Raw genomic sequence first — 20,284 nt, forward strand, 5'->3', positions numbered from 1 at the left:
TTGATATAGTCATAGCCAGACTAAAGAGCTACGGTGTTAACCTCGCTAAGCCTACTACATTAGTACTTGCACTAGGTGGCTTTGTACCTTTTTTAGTTGGCTTCGACCATAGCTAAAAGTTTTCAAAAGCACATATAGCTAAACCTGAAGGATAAGAGGCTTCTAAAAATCCGTGTGTTACGCTTCGCTAGACCACACGCTACAACGATTACTCAACTAAATACAGCTTCGACTATAAACAGTTTTGACTATAAATAAGCCAATAAATAAAAAGGTATTGAAATTGATACCGTAGCCCGCAAATTAAAGGTTTAAAATAGCATGAATGTCACAATATAAGAACTATCCTTTTTAACTAATTTAGATGGCTAAGCGTGTCTTAGCAAAAGTCTATAACACTTGATGTTCTTAATAAGAGAAAAAATAAGAGATAATATATGACAAATCTAACCCAAACCGATGCTACTGAAGACGCCATGGTCATCGACCAAGTAACACCAGATGCGCCAGCGCACAATCCTGATGAATTAGGTGACCTAAGTGTTAAAGATCACTCTCCTGTTGAAAAAGTATATCTAAAAGACTATACACCGCCAAGCTTTGCGGTTGAGAGTGTGCATTTAGACATCAAGATGTTCGACAATCATGCGACAGTTGATAGCGTTTTAAACATGAAAAGAGAGCATTCAGGTGACCTTGTTTTATTTGGCCGAAATATGACGCTGATCACTATTAGCCTGAATGATAAACAGTTAGAGCAAAGCGAATATCAACTTGATGACTCACAGTTGGTTATCCCACAAGCCCCAGATAAAGCGGTACTAAAAATTAGTGTACGTCATGAGCCGCAAAAAAACACAGAGCTTGAAGGACTGTATATCGCAGGGGAGGGTGAAGACGCCATGTATGTCACCCAATGCGAGCCGGAAGGTTTTCGTAAGATTACCTATTATCCTGACCGTCCTGATGTGCTTTCGGTATTTACCACGCGATTGGAAGCGGATAAAAAGTTTCCAACGTTATTGGCAAATGGTGATCTGATTGAATCGGGTGACGTTGAAGGGGATGACAGTCGTCATTATGCCATTTGGCATGACCGTAGTAAAAAGCCAAGCTACTTGTTTGCTTGCGTATTTGCAGATCTAGCGGTGCTTGAAGACAGCTATAACACCATTGAAGGTCGCGACGTTAAATTACAAATTTATGCCAAAACCTATGATATTGATAAATGTCAGCTGGCAATGCAGGCCTTAAAAGATGCGATGCACTGGGATGAGGTTAATTATGGCCGAGCTTATGATTTAGACCGTTATATGATCGTTGCGGTTAGCCAATTTAATATGGGCGCGATGGAGAATAAAGGTCTAAATATTTTTAACACCTCATGTGTGTTATCAAGTCCAGAGACCACGACCGATGCCCGTAGCTTTAGTGTGAAAAGTATTATCGCGCATGAGTATTTCCACAACTGGACAGGGAACCGTGTGACTTGCCGGGATTGGTTTCAACTGTGTCTAAAAGAAGGGCTGACGGTATTTCGTGACCAGTCTTTCTCTGCCGATCATCAGTCGCCAGCGGTTCAGCGTATTGATGATGTCTCTATGCTCAGAGCGTATCAATTTACAGAAGATGCCGGTCCCTTAGCGCATCCACCTCGCCCTAATAGCTTTGTAGAAATTAATAACTTCTATACCGCGACTGTGTATGAAAAAGGCGCTGAAGTTGTTCGTATGCTAGCCAATACCTTAGGTGATGAGTATCGTCAAGGTACTGATACCTATTTTGAGCGCTATGATGGGCAGGCGGTGACGGTTGAAGACTGGCTATCGGCATTAAGTGCTGAAGGAAAATCAGTTGAGCACTTTATCGATTGGTACACTCAGCCTGGCACACCTGAGGTGACAGGCTCACAACAATTTGATACCACGGCTGAAGGTAACACTGGTAAATTAACCGTCACCTTGTCACAAAAAATACGTCAGGTCGACGGCTATGATACCCCTAAGCCATTACCTATACCCATTGCTTCTGCCTTATTTGATAAAACGACGGGTGAGCTTATAGAAGAGCGTTTATTGATGCTTGAGTCGGAGTCTCAGCAGTTTGTATTCGATAATATCAAGACCGCTGAGGGCAGGGAGCCTGTGCTGTCAGTACTGCGAAACTTTAGTGCGCCAGTGCAGTTAAAATACGATCACTCTGAAGATGATCTGGCATTCTTACTGGCTCATGAAACCAATGGCTTTAACCAATGGCAAAATGCACAAGCGTTAGTCAATCAGATATTACTGCAAGATAAAGAGACCTCCGTCTATTTAGAAGCCGTTAAAAAGGCGTTTTTAGAGTTAGCGGACGTGACATCTGATAAGTCAGATGCGATGCTGGCCGCCCGAATTTTAGACATCCCTGCTGAACGAGAACTCGCCTCTTCTGTCAATCATAATTATCAACCGCAAGCCATCAAACAAAAATGGGAAAACCTAAAAAATCAGTTAGCGCTAGTGATGGCTGATGACTGGGCAACGGTATATCAAAGTTTGCCTATCGTGGCTCATGAAGATACACCAGAAGCCCGTGGCATACGTGCGCTTCGCAATGTGGTACTCGATATGGCATTGACCGCAGGTATTAAAGAGGCACATGACTGGGCGCAGCAACAATATGACAATGCGAACTGTATGACCGAGCGTCTAGGGGCGCTAAGCGCGATTGTTAATCATAGTCATCCTCAAAAAGAGCAACTATTGGCAGACTTCTATCAGCGCTTTCATAAGGAAGCCTTAGTGATGGACTTATGGTTTAGTGTGCAAGCAGGCGATCACAATGCGACGCCAGATGATATTAAGGCATTGATTGACCGTGATGACTTTGATTGGGGTACACCAAATCGCATTCGTGCCGTTGTTAGTAACTTTGCCTCTCAGCCAACAAAGCTTTGGACGAATGAAGGCTTAGAGTTGTACATCGGGGTAGTACATAAGCTAGACGCGACGAACCCTGTACTGGCATCACGCTTGCTTCAAGCCTTGTCTCGTTGGTTCACGCTTGCTGAGCCAGTTCGAGATGTTGCTAAGCAGCAGTTGCAGCAGCTTGGTACTGCTGTTAAGTCTAAAAACGTTACGGAAAGTCTTCAGACTATGTTGAAGGCGGGCTAGCGCTATAACTATAAAAGTCTAGTAGTCATTAGCCTAATTGCTACTAGACTAATAACTGTTAAGAAAGCTTTAGATTGTATATATTCTAAGCACAATTCTGGTTTATGGATGTTTGACTATAGAACGCGCTTTATTAAATAAACCTGAATTGGGTATAAACAACCTATCAAATTTAAGGTAATAGGCACCCTCTATTGCAAAGCAATGCTTCTAACCTTGTAGACAAATGATCATTCATCCCTTTTTAACTTTGGAAAGGTTAGTTCCCTTCCTTTTCCAAAGGAAGGGTTGGGGATAGATTTTTTAACCCAAATAAAAACAATATCTGACAAAAACTCTTATCCCGAATTAAGGTTAAAAACAGTCTATTGAAATAAAAAAGCCTAACTCTACGTTAGGCATTTTTGTATCTAATAGTACTTAATGAGAGTGTAAGAGTCTCTAAGCCAGCACTGTTAAAAGTATTACGGTTAGCTTTTGAATGGGTTACATTAGCGGTTTGGAAGCACGTCTTTAATGGTATTACGAAGGTTGCGTAATGAGGCAACCGTACTGTCCCAATCTAAGCAGCCATCGGTAATAGATTTGCCGTACTCTAATTCGCTAGGATCACTTGTGAGCTTCTGGCTACCCCCTTTTAAGTGGCTTTCAATCATTAGACCCATAATTGACTTATTACCGTTACTGATTTGTTCTGCGACATTTTGAATAACCATAGGCTGAAGATATGGGTCTTTGCCAGAGTTGGCATGGCTAGAGTCGATCATAATCTTGACTTTGGCATTGCCTTTTGCAAGCTCATTTTCAGCTTCTTCGACAGAGGCTTGATCATAATTTGGTTTGCCATTGCCACCGCGTAATACAACATGAGCATAAGGATTTCCTTTAGATTTGATAATGCAAACCTGACCATCAACGGATAAGCCCAAGAAGTTATGACCTGATTTAACGGCGTTCATAGCATTAACAGCAACGGTCATACTACCATCAGTCCCATTTTTAAAACCAACAGGACAAGATAAGCCAGAGCTCATTTCACGGTGAGTTTGGCTCTCTGTCGTACGTGCGCCAATGGCAGACCAACTGATCAAATCCTGAATGTACTGAGGCGTATTAGGATCTAAGGCCTCAGTGGCACAAGGTAGACCTTTCTCATTCAAATCGAGCAATAGCTTACGTGCCATGCGCAGACCTTTCTCGATATCAAAACTATCATTCATATCAGGGTCGTTAATTAGACCTTTCCAGCCTACAGTGGTGCGAGGCTTTTCAAAATAGACCCGCATCACGATATAAATACTATCTTTAAGCTCTTCGGCAAGCTGAGCTAACTTGTCTGCATATTCATGCGCCGCTGTAATGTCATGGATAGAGCAAGGACCGACCACGACTAATAAGCGTTTATCTTTACCGTCCAATATATTTTGAATGGTCGTACGCCCTGTTAAAACCGTATGATAAGCCGTTTCAGATAGTGGATATTCGGCTTTTAAGTTAGCAGGGGTAATTAAAGGTATAAACTTTTCAATATTCACGTCGTCAATGTCTGCTGTATGAGAAGTATTTAAATGAGTAGTCATATATAGAGTGCCTAGTTTAAATTAATATAAATATATTTTTGTCAATTATTTGTCGGTATAGCAATAGGTCAAATAAGTGGAAGTGATTATTAACGAGTGAGTTTACTACTATATTTATCATGACAGGTTTAAAATATAACCGTTAGAGGATTTATAGTAAAATCAGCAAAGTTAATAACTTCCCTTGCATTAAGTTTATTATGGGGTGTTATTCTATGATTGACAAGTATAAAGCGTGCGTAAATAACTTATAACTGGAATAGGCAAGATAAAACTTTGTTATACTTTATTGCATAAACCTAATTCTATGAACTTTAAAAAACTTATCTAGTTTTAATAACGTCTTTTTAATAACCTAATTATTATTTTTAAGTAGAGTTTGCTATGTTAGCAAGTGCGACAAGCCAGCCTAAATCATTCAATCAGTCTGCCGATCAGACCAAGCATTTGGTTATTGGTATCGTAGCGGGCGAGGCGTCTGGAGATAGTCTAGGTGCTGACTTTATGGCGCAGATGAATGATCTGATCGCAGATGTGGTATGGGTTGGGGTCGGCGGTCCTAAAATGAAAGCGCAGGGATTGCAGTCTTTATTCCCTTTAGAACGCTTAGCGGTTATGGGGCTCGTTGAAGTCTTAGGCCATTTGCCAGATTTGTTAAAAGCTCGAAAAGAATTAGTCACTGCCTTTACCAAAGCGGATATCGATTGGTTTATCGGTATCGATGCCCCTGATTTTAATCTGAGAGTTGCCAAAAAGTTAAAGCCCAAGGGTATCTTTTGTGTACAGTACGTTAGTCCCTCTATTTGGGCATGGCGAGAGTCTCGTATCAAGACCATTAAACAAGCCACTCATCTGGTGTTGTGTTTATTTCCCTTTGAGCTTGAGGTGTATCAGCGTCATAATCATCCTGCCATCTGTGTCGGTCATCCATTATTAAACAATTTACCTCAAGAGTTACTTGAGTTATCAACCCACGAACAAAGACGTGAACTGGTCTGGAATAATTCGGAGCTTAATCGTTTTTTCGTTAATCGAAAAGAAGATATCAGTCTTATGATATGCCTGATGCCAGGCTCAAGGCGCTCTGAGATTAACGCCATTTTACCCTTGATGCTAGATGCTGTCGCTCGATTGCTATTAGTGGATGAAGATCTTTGCTTTGTTATACCAACGGTTGATAAAAACCATCAATATATTGTGCAAGACTTGATTGATCGACAAAATGAATCGTTACGCCGGGCAGTAGCGGTCGCTTATGATGAGAGCCAAAGCAAATCCGACTTTAGTCAGTCAATTATGGCCATGTGCGATATGATTGTCTTGGCCTCAGGTACCGCGACATTGGAGGCGATGCTGCTCAGTCGCCCGATGGTTGTGGTGTATCAAATGAATAAGCTAACCTATGCCGTCGCTAGTCGTTTGGTCAAGGTGCCTTATGTGGCACTACCTAATATTCTAGCCGGCGAGCAAATTGTACCAGAGTTGCTACAAGATGAGGCAAGTGGAGACAGTATATGCCGAGAAGTGACCCGTTTGATGAGTCCTAGAGTCTATGACCAGCAAATGTTACGCTTACAAGAGACATCAGATTGGTTAAAACGGCAAAGCAGTCAAACACCGGTTTCAGCAGTAGTTAATACATGGCACGACTATTCAAACCATCATTTAAACAGTCAATAAGCCAGTTACTTCAATAATTAAAAAGCCAGTCACTTAAAGGTTTAATAGACAGTTCAACTAAGTTGTCATCCTTTTTGAGCTATTAACCTAAACGTTTTATAACGGTAGCCCAATTCTATTATGAGCCATATTCAATTTGAACTTGATCACCTGCCGGCAGTGACATCGGATACTCAGGCAAGCTTGCCACTACCGTCATTATCCTTCAATAAGCCCATAATTATTCGGGGTAATATGAACACCGACGCCTTACTTAAAGACATAAATGCCCACTTTCTAAACATTGCTGACACACAATCTAGTGATATAGCTATTGGTTCGCAAGATAGTAGCCTTTTAAAAGATAACGGGCTTTCGCATGATAACGGGATCTTCAAAGGTAGTACTCTTCAGCCTTATCAGATAACGATAGGCATAGATGAAGTAGGGCGAGGGCCGCTGTATGGCAGTGTGGTCGTAGCAGGGGCTATACTACCCAGTAAGTTATCAGCAGAATTAACCGCTGAAACTAGTGATAATGTATTAAATGATACAGTACTATCAAAATTGACAGACTCTAAGAAGCTGACAGAAGCGAAAAGAGAAGCACTCTTTGAACCAATAAAACAACACGCGTTAGCCTATATGCTAGTTGACGTACCCTCAGTGGTCATCGATCAGATTAACATACTGCAAGCAACCTTACTTGGCATGCGTCTAGCCAGTGAACAACTTATGGTTGAGTTAGCTAAAGCAATAAAAACAACTGTTATAGAGGACAGCCAGATTTCAAGTGTTTCGTCCGCTATTCATTTTAATCTATTGATTGACGGCAATAAAATCCCTGATTTAGATAGTGGCTTGCTGGCACAGCACGGTATTGGAAGTGATAAAGGGTATCCTGTCAATTCTGAAGCTTGGATAAAAGGCGATGGTCGACATACGGCCATCGCCGCCGCCAGTGTATTGGCAAAAGTGACTCGAGATAGACAAGTTGTCAAAGATGCCAGTATGTTTCCAGGGTATGGCTTGGAAGGTCATAAAGGCTATCCGACCAAATCTCACGTCGATGCGATCAATAGGCTAGGGGTATTACCTCAACACCGAAGAAGCTTCAAACCTGTGCGAAACGCAATTGAGAATCGCCCTAAAGGTTAATCCTTTTATACCAAATCTAGAATGTAACCTATCCTTAAAGATAGATCAAATCGCATCAAATCAAACGTTACAAAGAGTAGGTTCAGCAGGCCTAACTGAGCCTAACTGAGTTTAACAATGTCCGGTTGTTTAATACATAAGGTATTATTTATCTATGGGATGGTCCTTTAGGTGTTGGTGCAGTATTTTCCGTAATGTTAAAATCGCTTCGGGTGATTCTTGAATACCATGACCTCCTGAAATAACGGTTTCACTTGCCGCACCATCTAAGTGAGAGCTACCATAAGGAACAATGCCATCCGATATACTTGGTGTAACAGCTTCTGCAATATCTTCCGTTAAATTTCCTGCTGGTGGGAGATTCATATCAGAGCCAGTTTTATTTGAGCTAGGTATATCAAAGCCAGTTTTATCTGAGATTCCTTCCTCAATGTTAGTCATATCCTCTAACTTAAAGTCATCCTTCTGAGTGCTTTCTAAAGTGCTTTCTAAAGTGCTTTCTAAAGTGCTGTCTAAAGTGCTGTCTAAAGTGCTGTCTAAAGTGCTGTCTAAAGTGCTGTCTAAAGTGCTGTCTGATTTTCTACTCTTCTCATCATTAGAAGTATTGTCCGCTGGCATGGTTTCATTAAGCTCAGCTTTTTGACTGTTCTTATTATCTTGCGAACTATTTAAAGTTAATGCCGTGTTTTCATCCCGTATTTCAGGTGGTTTTGAGGAAGATAAAGCGGTATCAGGGGCGGAAGTAATTTTCAGCTTTAACAGTCCTTGGTATAGATCTGAATCGCGATTAGCAATAATAGAGTGATAGGTGACATTATCAGCAATGTGCAAATCAGAGGTTAATTTCATAAACGAGGATTTATCGCTGAGTTGACTGGCACCATTTTCGAAATAAAGCGCCCCTAATGGATTGGACACCAACTCACCTTCGGTAGCGATACTGGTCAAGTTACCTCGGATAGTTTGTGCAAAACCAATGGGCAACTGCACGATGCGGCGCAATAGACGTGTAAACCATCGATCTGCAAAGTCTGTACCTCGAAAGGGCGCTGAGATGAATATTGCGGTATCGACACTGTCCAACTGTTTTAAGTGTAGTCTATTTTTGACGTTATATTGGTTTAACTGTTTATCCAGTAGCTTACTTAATTTTAGATTACTGTCACGTTCGGTAAGCTGATTAAAGTTCTCTTCCAAGTTTTGATTAGAGACTAACAAACGCGCGATGACGGCGCCCATGCTATGACCAATCAACACAGAATTATGACTGGCTACATGTTTATTATTAGGGTCATTTATTTTGTAAGCAGTTTCTATAAGCTCTTGTATTCTATAGCGGTTTTCTAATATTGGGATATTAGTAGGGTAGAAAATCTGCCAAACCTGATAGTTTTCGCGTAATTCAGTATCATTTGAGATATCATTAGTAACACTGACCCAAGCCGCAGGACTTGAGGCTAGACCATGTAGCATGATAATGATACGTTTATTGGGATCATATGGTTCGAGCATGAATAGCTGAGGTAGGGTTAATGTTTGTTGTTTGGCGAGAAGGTTGAAGTAACCCACATTACTTAGATGATTTTCTGCAAGCCATAGACCATAACTTGATGAAAAATTAGCTGCTAAATAGTAAGGCTGATTTAATATATCGATGGTCTTGGTATGATGTGGATTATACAGTCTAATATCATAGTTATTGCTGTCTAATACTTCTTTTAAAGTCTCACCTTTGGGGATAAGTACCCCGGTAATCAATAAATTACCGGTTAGATGAATTCTATCGATGGGGTTTTGAGAGTTTAGCTGTTTATCTTTAGCAGTCAATAAGCCTTTTACAGAGGTATTCAGACGTTCATCTAATAATGTCACGTAGCTAATACCAAACCCTTCACGCTCTACGATGGAATTTAATCCCGAAAAACTTAGGTCATGACTGGCATATATTTTATCAATGGTCTGGTTGTATTCTTGCGTATTCTGCAAGTATTCAGGCTCATTAGGTAAGTAAAGGTCTATAGAGGTCGTATCAGGATTGGTAGCACTGGATGACAATATTTTGTTATTGTCATCCGACTTGTTATTGTTGTTTTCGTATTCAAGTTTGTTATGTCCAGCGAAATAAGGGTCTTCTGAAATAGGTGGAAAGGTAAAGTTTAAAACTTTAATCTGATCGCCATACTTTTCACCATTGGCATAGTCCAATCCATCCTGCATTGATGATTTTGCATAATGGACATTACTATCATCGATATAAGAGGTAATTTTGTCCACTTGCTGGCTATGATCTTTATTCGAGTAGAGCTGTTTTATGAGGGCATCTGTCGCAGCGTCATAAACATCAAGGGTTTGGATATCTAGATTAGAGGGCAAATAATTTGGTTTTACAGAAACGTCTACATCATCTTCAGTACTAGAGCTGAGCTGTGGATAAAAAAGGTAGGCATAACTATATTTAACAGCCAGTAATAAGTTGTCTCGGTATTCTGTATTACATAGCCTTAGATAACGCACTCGATCCGCTTTATCTTCAGGAGACAAAGGAGCATTGGCGTAATAAGGATCAACGGGTGGACGTAATATTTTGTGAACGCAGCTTTCAGATTGTTCGATTTGCTTCGCTCTGGCTAGGTAAAGTTCTGCATAAAGGGCTAGCGACTCTCTACTATTTTTGTTAATAATGCCCTGTTCAACTTTTTTTAAACACGTATCAAAGTCAGTAAAGCATTCATCGCTAGGCACCCCAAATGATACTAATACGGAAGACGTCTTATTACTTAATGCATTTTTGGTAACAATGTTATCTCGCTGTTGAACGATGGTTCTGCTTGAATTTTTTTCACTCACTGACACAGTGCTACATGACGCCGTCAATAAAAATCCAATAGCGAGGGAGGCACCTAGCAATAGACGTGAGTTTGAGGGCGTTTTAATACCTTTTTTATAAAATAACCTATCATTGATAGTCTCATTGAACCTGCGATTTGTGGCGTTTGGACTCGCCTTCCTCGTATGGTTAATTTCTAAATTTGGTATCAGATTCAAAATAGGCATAACGTTTGACTTTGAATGAATGTATTAAGGGGATGATTTATCTTAATGGTTTTTTAAGTACTAAGCCACATATAATAATAAAAGTATGGCATTAAAAAGCCACTATCGTTAAATAGTGGCTTAAACTTTAAAAGTCGCTTAAAAGTTAAAATGAAATTCTAGCGGGTTAGAGATATATTTTATACTAAGAAAAAGTATAAACATAAAAATATAACTTTACTGAGCCGCTAAATCCCAAATGTAATATTTACCAGACTCAATGATATTGATTTGCTGAGCGATAGTTGCATCGTTGGGATATTTTTGCTGCAACGTTTTTAATCGTGATAATGCTGCTGAACGATTGTCACTGAGCAAATCTGCTTGAGCCAAACTTTGTTCAGCCTCTTTATAATCTTGAGAGGCTGCCTTCAACAAATATTTTTTCCCTTCTTTAAATCCGCCGCCCTCTGACAACATCATGCCATAAATAAAGTTGGCCTCAGCACTATTAGGCTGTCTGTCAATTGCTTTAGCGATGAAAGTACTGCCGCGTACAGCATAGTCTGACCCTAGATCCAAATTACGAGCCATGCCGTTAAGTTTGGCTGCTCTTAATAGAACCTCGTAAGACGCATTTGGTTGTTCTGCGAATGGGCGTAACCACTGTTCAAGCTCTTTTAGTTTCTCTTTTGCATAATAACGATCAGAGGCAGACTTGAAGTTTGGTGGGTAGTGGCGAGCATTAGGGCTAATTTGTAAAATGAAGTCGTCTAGCAAGCTCACATCAAGCTGATCAGTTTGGCTGGTGGTTGTTTTAGGAATGATTACAGTAGGAATGTAGCTAATATCTGAAACGTTAACGCTAGGAGTGGGTATACCTGATAAGCGAGTTTTAGTAATGTCAGTCGCATTATGTAACTGATCTTTCTCAAGCTCTTCAGCGCTATAAGTCGATTTATGGGGACCAGTTGATACAGCTATAGCAGCGCTGTTATTGACCATAGGCGACTCGCCAACTTGAGAGCTTGGGCTATTTGTCGTACTACTACTAGAGGTACTTGGTAGAGATTGACAGCCAGTCAGTGTCAATACAAAAAAAATGGCGCCTGAAAGAGTTTTAGTCGTAAACTGCATGTTCTCTTTTCTCATTCTTAGATCCTTATCGTGAAAATAATTTAAAGTTTTAAAATTATGATTTTCAATTCATTTGGATTGATAAGTCAAACACTAAATAAGTTAGGTTAGCCTATTCAATATTGAAGGCTAACTAATGACAACGTTAACTTACCAAAACCGATTACAAATCTAACCTATAAGATAGCAACTTTAAACCCTGCAATATAGAGTACCGTTGTAACTAAGTGCGATTAATATTAACCAATTTATATTTATGAAATGTATTAATTTATATTTGCTAGGTGTTTTAGTGAAGAAGGCACATTTAAAACAACCATACATTTAAAACAACCATACATTTTAAGCACGCATACATTTTAAGCTATTAGGAGTCCTAATATTTGAATGTTCAACAGACCATAGTTTTTTACAAATGATATGCCACGTTTTTCATGCGATTTGCCATCCAACGCATGGACACTCTGACGGGTGCAGATAATGCTTTACCACCATGATTTATCGCGGCATGTCGGTGCTCTAGTTCCTCGATATTCATTTGAGCTAAAATCTCTTTACTACGCGTGTCCTGCTCTGGTAATTGAGAGATATGATCTTGTAAGTGTTCACTGACTTGTGCTTCTGTTTCCGCCACAAACCCTAAGCTAAATTCGTCAGAAATAAGACCAGCAATCGCACCCAAACCAAAAGATAGGCCATACCAAACAGGGGTAAATACACTGGGATGACTACCCAGCTCATCTAGACGAGTTTCACACCAAACTAAGTGATCTACTTCTTCATCAGCAGAGTGTTGCATGGCTTGCCTAACTTGATCGTTTTTAGCCGTGAAAGCCTGTCCATGATATAATCCTTGCGCGCAGACTTCCCCCGTGTGATTGATACGCATGAGTCCTGCCACGTGCCGTGACTCATTAATAGTCAATTCGGGCAACGACTCAGAGCTAACAGGTAAGGGGCGGGCTGTTTGATTGGAGTGAGGAATTATCGATCGTAAACTACTGTCGAATCCTACAATTGCGCGATCTATAAAACTTAAATGTTTTGCCATGATGCCCTCTACAATTTATGCTTAATCGTATGAGTAGAATGAAGTGTATTTATTGTTTTTTGAAAAATTTGATATTACATTTAACCGAATTATTGTTCTTTATCAATAAATTTTTAATACAGTAGAATTATTAAAAGCTTTAATATTAAGTCTTTAAAACCTGGTGTTTAAAACAAAGCTTCAATGCTTAAATGATTCAGTGCTTCAATGCCAAGTCTTTAATACAAGATTTGAGCTCATAGTGGCTATGAGCTCAATATTGTTTTAACAATGAAAGGTTATTAAAAGATTATTAAAAGATTAAAGATAAAGTACAAAACAAGATGTTATGTCATATAAGCGCCTTAATGTGAAGGTTGTTCGCTAGTCAATAGAGCGCCTATTAGTTAGTGTTTTACTATAATAATAAGTGTTTTACTATAATAAGTGGTTAAAGATTCCAATTATTTAAGATCAACCTTCGCACCATTGACAATATTGGCATAAACCTCTAACACGTCCCAGTTAGTCAAACGAACACAGCCGGCAGAAGCTTGACGGCTAATACCTTCAGGTACCGGAGAGCCATGGATACCGTAGGAAGGTTTTGAAAGTCCCATCCATACGACACCGACAGGGTTATTTGGCCCAGGTGGTAACATGAATACTTTTTGATCTTCTTTACCCTTATTAACAGTTGACTTATACCAAGGCATTTTCACCTTGTTGACAATCTTAAAACTGCCAGAGGGTGATGGCGTGCTGGTACTACCCACCGTTGTTGGATAAGTCGCTACTAGTTGATTACCGTTATAGGCATAAAGTGTTTTATCTGCTTTGTTAGCCACAACATGGTTAATACTTTGTTTTAAGGGACTTCCAACGTTAATAACGGTGATGGTTTCACCTGCGACATATTTTTTGCCTTTATTCAGCTTTTCAAGATATCGGACATCCATATGAAAACGCTCACCGAACATCTCTTGAATATTCTGATAATACAATCCCTTCATCTTAGATTTAGCCTCAGAACCGGAAGGAGTAGAGGCAAAGTTTGTATTAACGTCATCTTTAGTAATCGTATATTCAACTAAAACGGGTTGATTGGTATCGATATTTTTAGTCAGTTCGTTCCAAGTCGCTGTGTCCATTTTCCCCGTACTAGAGAGCCCGCGCATCGTTTGAAAGTTAGCCAATGCTTTCTTACTATTCATGCCCCATCCCCCATCAATAGGTCCAGGAGAAGCATGATTCCAATCTAATAAAGCCTGCATTTTCACCGTCATCGCCGTATTTTTTCGCATATTAGGCGACCAAACTGCACCATTTACGGCGCGAGCATAAGTAGAGAGGTTAGTGGTTTTATACACCTTGCCATTTTTATTTTCGATGCTTTTAATGGAGTCATCATCGATAATAGAAGTGGCAACGTCTACAGCCTCTCCGGAGTCTTCATCACTGCTACTTTGTTCAGCAATCTCTTCATTGACGCGCTCTTCAACGACTTCACTGTCATTCACATTACTATCATAGACATTGTCATTTGTTTCAAACTCAGCATCACTTAGTTCAATATTATTATAAGAGGTTACATCATCAGCCGTAGATGAGGACGAGTTAGCCGCGTCTGGATCGGTCACTACTGAACGTGTTTGACGATTTTGATTGGCTTCATCAGTCTCATCAATCAATCGTTGTAAACTATCAACCGATGGGTTGTTACCTTGAGAATTGGTTTGATTAAGCTCATTGTATTCAGTACGTAAAGATAGGGTAGGTAATTGAGTGACCTTTACCTTATTAACTGAGTTATTTATTGAATCAGCCGTATTAGTTGCAGAATAAGAAGGGCTGCATAGCATGAAGCTACTCAGCATAAATAACCCAGTGGTGACTGCTGACACCGAAAGTTTAGGTGTTGAACAGGTTTTTAAAGTTTTAGCGTTATGAGGATTAGAAATCGTATTTTTGGTCATAGTCATAGGAGTATTCACAATTAAATTTGTACTGCTATTATGCGACGAAAATTGTTAACTGGCAAATTATTACCACAAATTCAAATTTAATAGCAACAATTGTGCTATTTTATCCAAAGTTAGAGATTAGGGTTTGTTGAATATTACGCCTATAGATTAATAGACTAAGCGTAAGAGTAGTCAGTGATAATTTATCAATTTATACCCTAAACACTTATCTATTTTCATCGGCAATAGTCTGTATATTATAGACCCTAATATCGCAAAATTTAGCTATAATGTCCCTCACACCTCCTATTTAATTATAGTCGGCAAACTTATGAATAGTCACGGCGTTAACCTCGTTAAGCCTACTGCAGTAGTACTTGCACTCGGTTGCCTTGTGACTACTTTAAAGTTCTTTGACTATACTAAACTCATCTTGTTACGCGGATAACGAAATAATTATGCCAACTGATAATACTCACACACCAAGTCGTCAACAAACGTCTCAATCAACTAATGAATCCGTCAGTCACACAGAACATAACTCGTCACTGACTCATGTAGATAAATCACTGGCTCATGTAGACAAAAAGTTAGAGAATACATTAGATCCACAAACCTTGTTATCAAATATTCAGAACAGCTCTTCTAATAAGGTAAGCTCTAATATGAATTATTCTGATGGCATAGACAGTTTATCAATAGAGGCTTTAGCGGGCGATGGAGAGTATGATCGTTTGCTGGCAGACTGCGATGAGGCAGCTCACTCGTTATTGACTATTCGCGACTATATTCGTTTCTGCGTGACCCAGCTTCGCAATTATGATGTGGTCGTTGCTCAGGGCACAAACGATGTGTTTGCCGAAGCTGCTGCTATCGTACTACATCCTTTGTCTCTAGATTGGAATGCCGATGATCAGATTTTAGAATGCCGATTAACCCCCTCAGAAAAGGGGGAGATACTGTCACTGTTACAGTCGCGTATTATCAATCGTCAACCCTTAAGCTATCTGGTTAATTTAGCCTATTTTTGTGATTTGCCGTTTTATGTGGATGAAAGAGTGCTGATTCCTCGTTCACCCATTGCAGAATTGATCCGTCAGCAGTTTTATCCCTATTTTGAAACCAATCAATTTGCCCAACCTTTAGGCCCTGATTCTACAGCGGATATTCCGTCTTTTCATTTACATGGTTTAGAAGATAAACAACTGTACCAACCTGAAAGAATATTAGACCTATGTACAGGGTCTGGATGTATTGCAGTGGCGTTAGTGAGTAGATTTAGGGATGCCTTAGTAGATGCCACAGATATTGATACATCTGCTCTTGAGGTGGCTGCGGTCAATATAGAACACCATGGTATGGACCATCAAATCAATTTAATTGAATCCGATTTGTTTGAAAAACTCCCTGCTGAAAACCAATACGAATTAATCGTCACCAATCCGCCTTATGTCGATGCCGCAGCAATGGCAGAGCTACCCCCTGAGTTCATCCATGAGCCAGAGCATGCGTTGGCTGCCGGACAAGATGGTCTGGATTTGGTGCATAAAATATTATATGAAGCGCCAGACTACTTAACGCAAGAAGGCTTACTGATCTGCGAGGTAGGTGACAGTGATTGGGCGTTACGTCAGGCTTACCCTGAGATTCAGTTTAATTGGTTGAGTTTTGCCCGAGGGGGTCACGGGGTTTTTGCTATGGATCGAGACGAGTTAATCAGTTTCCGTCATTTATTTGAAGCGCAAGTAGCTCGGTTGTAATCTAGCTAGTCAAAGCTACAGCATTAACATAATATTAACTTAGATGACCGTACGACTATAAGTGCTGAATTTAAGGCAGGTCAATAGCAATTAGTTTATTAAATTCATTAAATGTTAAATAAAATTGAGCATTATCTATGGCTGGAAATAGTATAGGACAAGTATTTAAAGTAACGACAAGTGGCGAGTCTCATGGACCGGGTTTGATGGCTATTATAGATGGTGTACCTCCCGGTTTGGCGTTAACGAGTGACGACTTACAAGTTGATTTAGATCGACGCAAACCAGGTACCTCTAAATTTGCGACTCAACGCCGTGAACCTGATGAGGTAGAAATTATTTCAGGTGTCTTTGAAGGTAGAACCACAGGGACGTCTATCGGCCTGCTTATTCGCAATACCAATCAAAAGTCAAAAGATTATACTGACATTAAAGATACCTTTCGACCAGGACACGCTGACTATACCTATAGTATGAAGTATGGCTTTCGTGACTACAGAGGTGGCGGCCGCTCATCAGCACGTGAGACGGCAATGCGTGTCGCTGCAGGGGCCATTGCCAAGAAGTATTTGATTGACAGATTAGGCATTCAAATCCATGGTCATGTGGTGCAGATTGGCAACGAGACAACCGCTGCTATTGACCCACAAGCTATTGACTGGCAATTCGTTAATAGCAATCCATTTTTTTGTGCCGATGCGGATGCGATACCAAGATTTGAGGCGTTAATCACACGCTTGCGTGCAGAAGGAACCAGCTGCGGGGCGAAGCTTGAGGTTATTGCTTCAGGTGTCCCCGTGGGATTGGGTGAGCCGGTTTTTGATCGTTTGGATGCCGATATTGCCCATGCCATGATGAGTATTAATGCGGTTAAAGGGGTTGAAATCGGTGATGGGATGCGCGTCGCTGAGCAATTTGGTCATACGGCTCGTGATGAGTTAACCCCACAAGGATTTACCGCGAATCACTCAGGGGGCATTTTAGGTGGTATATCCTCTGGTCAAGATATCAAGGTAAGTATTGCACTTAAGCCTACTTCTAGTATTACAACGCCCGGAAGAAGCATTAATCAACAAGCTCAGCCTGTCGATATGTTAACCAAAGGACGACATGATCCTTGCGTAGGGGTACGGGCAACACCTATCGCCGAAGCAATGCTTGCAATCGTCTTACTAGATCACTATTTGCGTCATCGTGGTCAAAATGCGGATGTTAAGCAGCCGTTAGAACCTATATAACCAAAGTTATAATTGTGCTTTTCGCCACGGTACAAGGTTCAAGGGACTTTAAAAAGTTTAAAGAGTGTGATGCTAACCTCAATAAGAACTCACTGTTAAGTAATCGTTTGGTAAAGGCTATTGCAATCAAGGCGTTCTATGACAATATATTAACTGGATGCTATATTTAGCACGTACTATTATTTGGAATACACCCTTTAGGACGTATTGGACTGTGAACGTGTTGTATTTAGAAAAATAGCACGCTAACCATACAGATTTAGATGATAAACATAAAAATATATAGAGGACTTTATGTCTGACATAGATAACCAAAAAAGAGCGGGCGCTTTAAACACGAATGCATCAGATAATGGATCATCCCATTCAGATTCTTCAAGTAGTGATAATAGCCTCAACATTGATAATATGGACCAAGATGCCGTTGTCACTGATGAGCAAGTCATTAATTGGATAAAATCACGTCGTAGCATTGGCAACTTAAGCATACCAGCGCCCAATCAATCCCAGCTTGAGACGGCCATTGAATGCGCCATGACAGCGCCAGATCACAAGCAATTACAGCCTTGGCGTTTTACCGTGGTTCAAGGCAATGCAAGACATGAGATGGGGCGAGCGTTACTACAAGCTGCAAAAGCTAAGGCTGAGCGTGAAGGCGTTGAACTTGACCCGCGCACCGCTGAGAAAACTCGAAAAATGCCTCTGCGTGCCCCTATGATTATTACGGTAGTCACTCGTATGAGCTATCATGAAAAGGTACCGCCATTTGAGCAACTGCTTAGTGCAGGGGCTGCAGTGCAAAATCTAATATTGGCACTTAAAGCACAAGGCTTTAGTACAGTATGGCGAACAGGACCTCTTGCTAACGAACCGGCAGTAAAAAGCTACTTTAATGTCAGTGGCGAAGATTATATTACCGCTTTTGTCTATGTCGGAACTAGCCACTGCGCCATGCCAAGTCGCAAAGAGATCGACATTACAGAGTTTGTTAACTATAACCAATAGCTTCTACAACGGATAAAATTTTAGCAGACAAGGAGCCGTCTATGAAATTTCCTAAAAATAGCTTAAAAAGAGATAAAAGTTCTAATAATTCGGATAATGTAGACCACACTGATACCCTAGATAGGATTGACAACGACGAGAGCCAAAATATGAATGATAAAAATTTAGACGACACTAATGAGGCTGATAAAGATAATAATTCGGCAGACAATAAGACGGGATTCAATGCAGGTCTATTGGCCAGTCTATTAGAAAAGGCCAGTAAAGTTAGTGCTAAAGCTAAAAAGAATCAAACGCTCGATCCTTCCTCTGTCGAAGACGTTGTGGTAAATAATATGACCAAACCTCAAGGCGCAAAGCCTCCCTATGAGCTGCGACTGGCTTTCTTAGGTGGGGGCAGTTTTGGAACCGCAATGTCAAACTTAGCGGCGCGTAATGGTTGTGATTCTACGTTGTGGGTCCGTAATAAACGAACCGTTAAATCACTATTAAAGACCCGAGTTAATAAAAAGTATCTGCCAGATTATACGTTAGATGATCGTCTTAAATTCGAATATGACCTTAAATCTGCCGTCCAAGATAAAGACATTATTTTTGTCGCTGTGCCCAGTTCAGCGTTTAGAGAAACCTTAAAAAAGATTCGTCCTTATCTATCAGGACAGTCTATCGTATCTTTGACTAAAGGTATGGAGAAAGATACCTTTAGCTTGATGAGTGATATCATCAAAGAAGAGTTGCCTGAAGTCAACTTTGGGGTCATGTCTGGTCCGAATCTAGCCGTTGAAATTATGCAGAATATGCCGTCAGCCTCGGTCATTGCTAGTGAGTCAGAGGCGTTACGCCACGCGGTGCAATCAGCTCTGCACAGTGCTTTCTTTAGAATATTTGCCTCAGATGATATTAAAGGCGTTGAGCTTGGTGGCGCTTTAAAGAACATCTATGCCATCGCCATGGGTATGGCGGCTTATTATAATGTTGGTGAAAATACCAAAGCGATGTTACTGACTCGAGCCCTGGCTGAGATGAGCCGATTTGGAGCAGCTTCTGGCGCTAACCCTTTGACTTTCTTAGGACTGTCTGGTGTGGGTGACCTTTATGCTACCTGTAGTTCTGAGCTGAGTCGTAACTACCGTATTGGCAATATGCTTGGCAAAGGGATGAGTCTTGACGCCGCTATTAAAAAGCTTGGACAAACAGCAGAAGGGGTAAATACTATTCAGCAGGTTCATGAAAAAGCAACAAAGCTTGGTATTTATATGCCTATTACCCATGCTTTATATGCTGTTATATTTGATGACCAGGCTGCTTTGGGCGTTGCCCTTAACTTAATGGAGTCTGGTTTTAGAAGTGATGTTGAATTTGTGATGCCTCATGGGCAAACCAATGAAGCCTTGAATGCACAAATGATGGCAGCTACCGAAAGTAAAGACTAAGTTTATTTACCTCTTTATGATGCCAATAAAAATAGCAAACTCTATCAGTTTTTAGAGTCAATTTTTTCGATTGATAGAGCATGATAAAGAGTGGCTAAAAAAGACTAAGAATGATGAATAAGCGAGGTTAAT

Annotated in this window: 12 protein-coding genes; 7 read left to right on the forward strand and 5 right to left on the reverse strand. The window is 40.4% G+C overall.

Translation table 11 applies throughout. The features are described 5' to 3' along the window. The first annotated feature begins 437 nt into the window (after positions 1–437). Positions 438–3,155 (forward strand): aminopeptidase N, encoded by a 2,718-nt coding sequence (gene pepN / locus AC21OG_RS09375; RefSeq protein WP_487378053.1) that lies wholly within the window; start codon positions 438–440, stop codon positions 3,153–3,155. A gap of 491 nt (positions 3,156–3,646) precedes the next feature. Here the strand turns inward: pepN and AC21OG_RS09380 are convergent, their stop codons facing one another. Beyond that, complete coding sequence (locus AC21OG_RS09380) at positions 3,647–4,735, reverse strand: 3-deoxy-7-phosphoheptulonate synthase (protein WP_487378054.1); 1,089 nt, start codon at positions 4,733–4,735, stop codon at positions 3,647–3,649. Between the two features lie 384 nt (positions 4,736–5,119). Between AC21OG_RS09380 and lpxB the strand changes: the two genes are divergently transcribed. Together lpxB and rnhB are read left to right on the forward strand one after the other, a co-directional pair. Further along, positions 5,120–6,415 carry a lipid-A-disaccharide synthase gene (gene lpxB, locus AC21OG_RS09385; RefSeq protein ID WP_487378055.1) on the forward strand — a complete coding sequence of 432 codons (1,296 nt, stop codon included), beginning with the start codon at positions 5,120–5,122 and terminating at the stop codon, positions 6,413–6,415. 120 nt (positions 6,416–6,535) lie between these two features. After that, positions 6,536–7,552, forward strand: coding sequence for a ribonuclease HII (rnhB, locus tag AC21OG_RS09390; RefSeq protein ID WP_487378056.1), 1,017 nt, complete (start codon positions 6,536–6,538; stop codon positions 7,550–7,552). A 144-nt stretch (positions 7,553–7,696) separates the two neighbouring features. On the opposite strand, the gene AC21OG_RS09395 is transcribed toward rnhB, so the two are convergent. The 4 genes from AC21OG_RS09395 to AC21OG_RS09410 all read right to left on the reverse strand — a co-directional run bounded on the left by AC21OG_RS09395 (position 7,697) and on the right by AC21OG_RS09410 (position 14,734). Beyond that, positions 7,697–10,606, reverse strand: a complete 2,910-nt coding sequence (locus tag AC21OG_RS09395; RefSeq protein WP_491185035.1) for an esterase/lipase family protein — start codon at positions 10,604–10,606, stop codon at positions 7,697–7,699. Between the two features lie 216 nt (positions 10,607–10,822). After that, the gene (locus AC21OG_RS09400) at positions 10,823–11,737 is read right to left on the reverse strand and encodes a tetratricopeptide repeat protein (RefSeq protein ID WP_487378058.1); all 915 of its coding nucleotides are present in this window, start codon (positions 11,735–11,737) and stop codon (positions 10,823–10,825) included. 394 nt (positions 11,738–12,131) lie between these two features. After that, positions 12,132–12,773: a 2-polyprenyl-3-methyl-6-methoxy-1,4-benzoquinone monooxygenase gene (coq7, locus tag AC21OG_RS09405; RefSeq protein WP_486546668.1), complete on the reverse strand. Its 642-nt coding sequence runs from the start codon at positions 12,771–12,773 to the stop codon at positions 12,132–12,134. Positions 12,774–13,216: 443 nt separating this feature from the next. Further along, positions 13,217–14,734: a L,D-transpeptidase family protein gene (locus AC21OG_RS09410; RefSeq protein ID WP_487378059.1), complete on the reverse strand. Its 1,518-nt coding sequence runs from the start codon at positions 14,732–14,734 to the stop codon at positions 13,217–13,219. 647 nt (positions 14,735–15,381) lie between these two features. Between AC21OG_RS09410 and prmB the strand changes: the two genes are divergently transcribed. The 4 genes from prmB (at position 15,382) to AC21OG_RS09430 (ending at position 20,152) form a co-directional block, all read left to right on the forward strand. Then, positions 15,382–16,476, forward strand: coding sequence for a 50S ribosomal protein L3 N(5)-glutamine methyltransferase (gene prmB, locus AC21OG_RS09415; protein ID WP_487378125.1), 1,095 nt, complete (start codon positions 15,382–15,384; stop codon positions 16,474–16,476). Positions 16,477–16,613: 137 nt separating this feature from the next. Beyond that, complete coding sequence (gene aroC, locus AC21OG_RS09420; RefSeq protein ID WP_487378060.1) at positions 16,614–17,714, forward strand: chorismate synthase; 1,101 nt, start codon at positions 16,614–16,616, stop codon at positions 17,712–17,714. A 408-nt stretch (positions 17,715–18,122) separates the two neighbouring features. Then, on the forward strand, positions 18,123–18,719 hold the full coding sequence (locus AC21OG_RS09425; protein ID WP_487378126.1) for a nitroreductase family protein: 597 nt from the start codon (positions 18,123–18,125) through the stop codon (positions 18,717–18,719). Positions 18,720–18,868: 149 nt separating this feature from the next. After that, complete coding sequence (locus AC21OG_RS09430; RefSeq protein ID WP_487378127.1) at positions 18,869–20,152, forward strand: NAD(P)H-dependent glycerol-3-phosphate dehydrogenase; 1,284 nt, start codon at positions 18,869–18,871, stop codon at positions 20,150–20,152. Positions 20,153–20,284: the final 132 nt, after the last annotated feature.

The sequence above is a fragment of the Psychrobacter sp. CX5 genome (assembly GCF_057621535.2).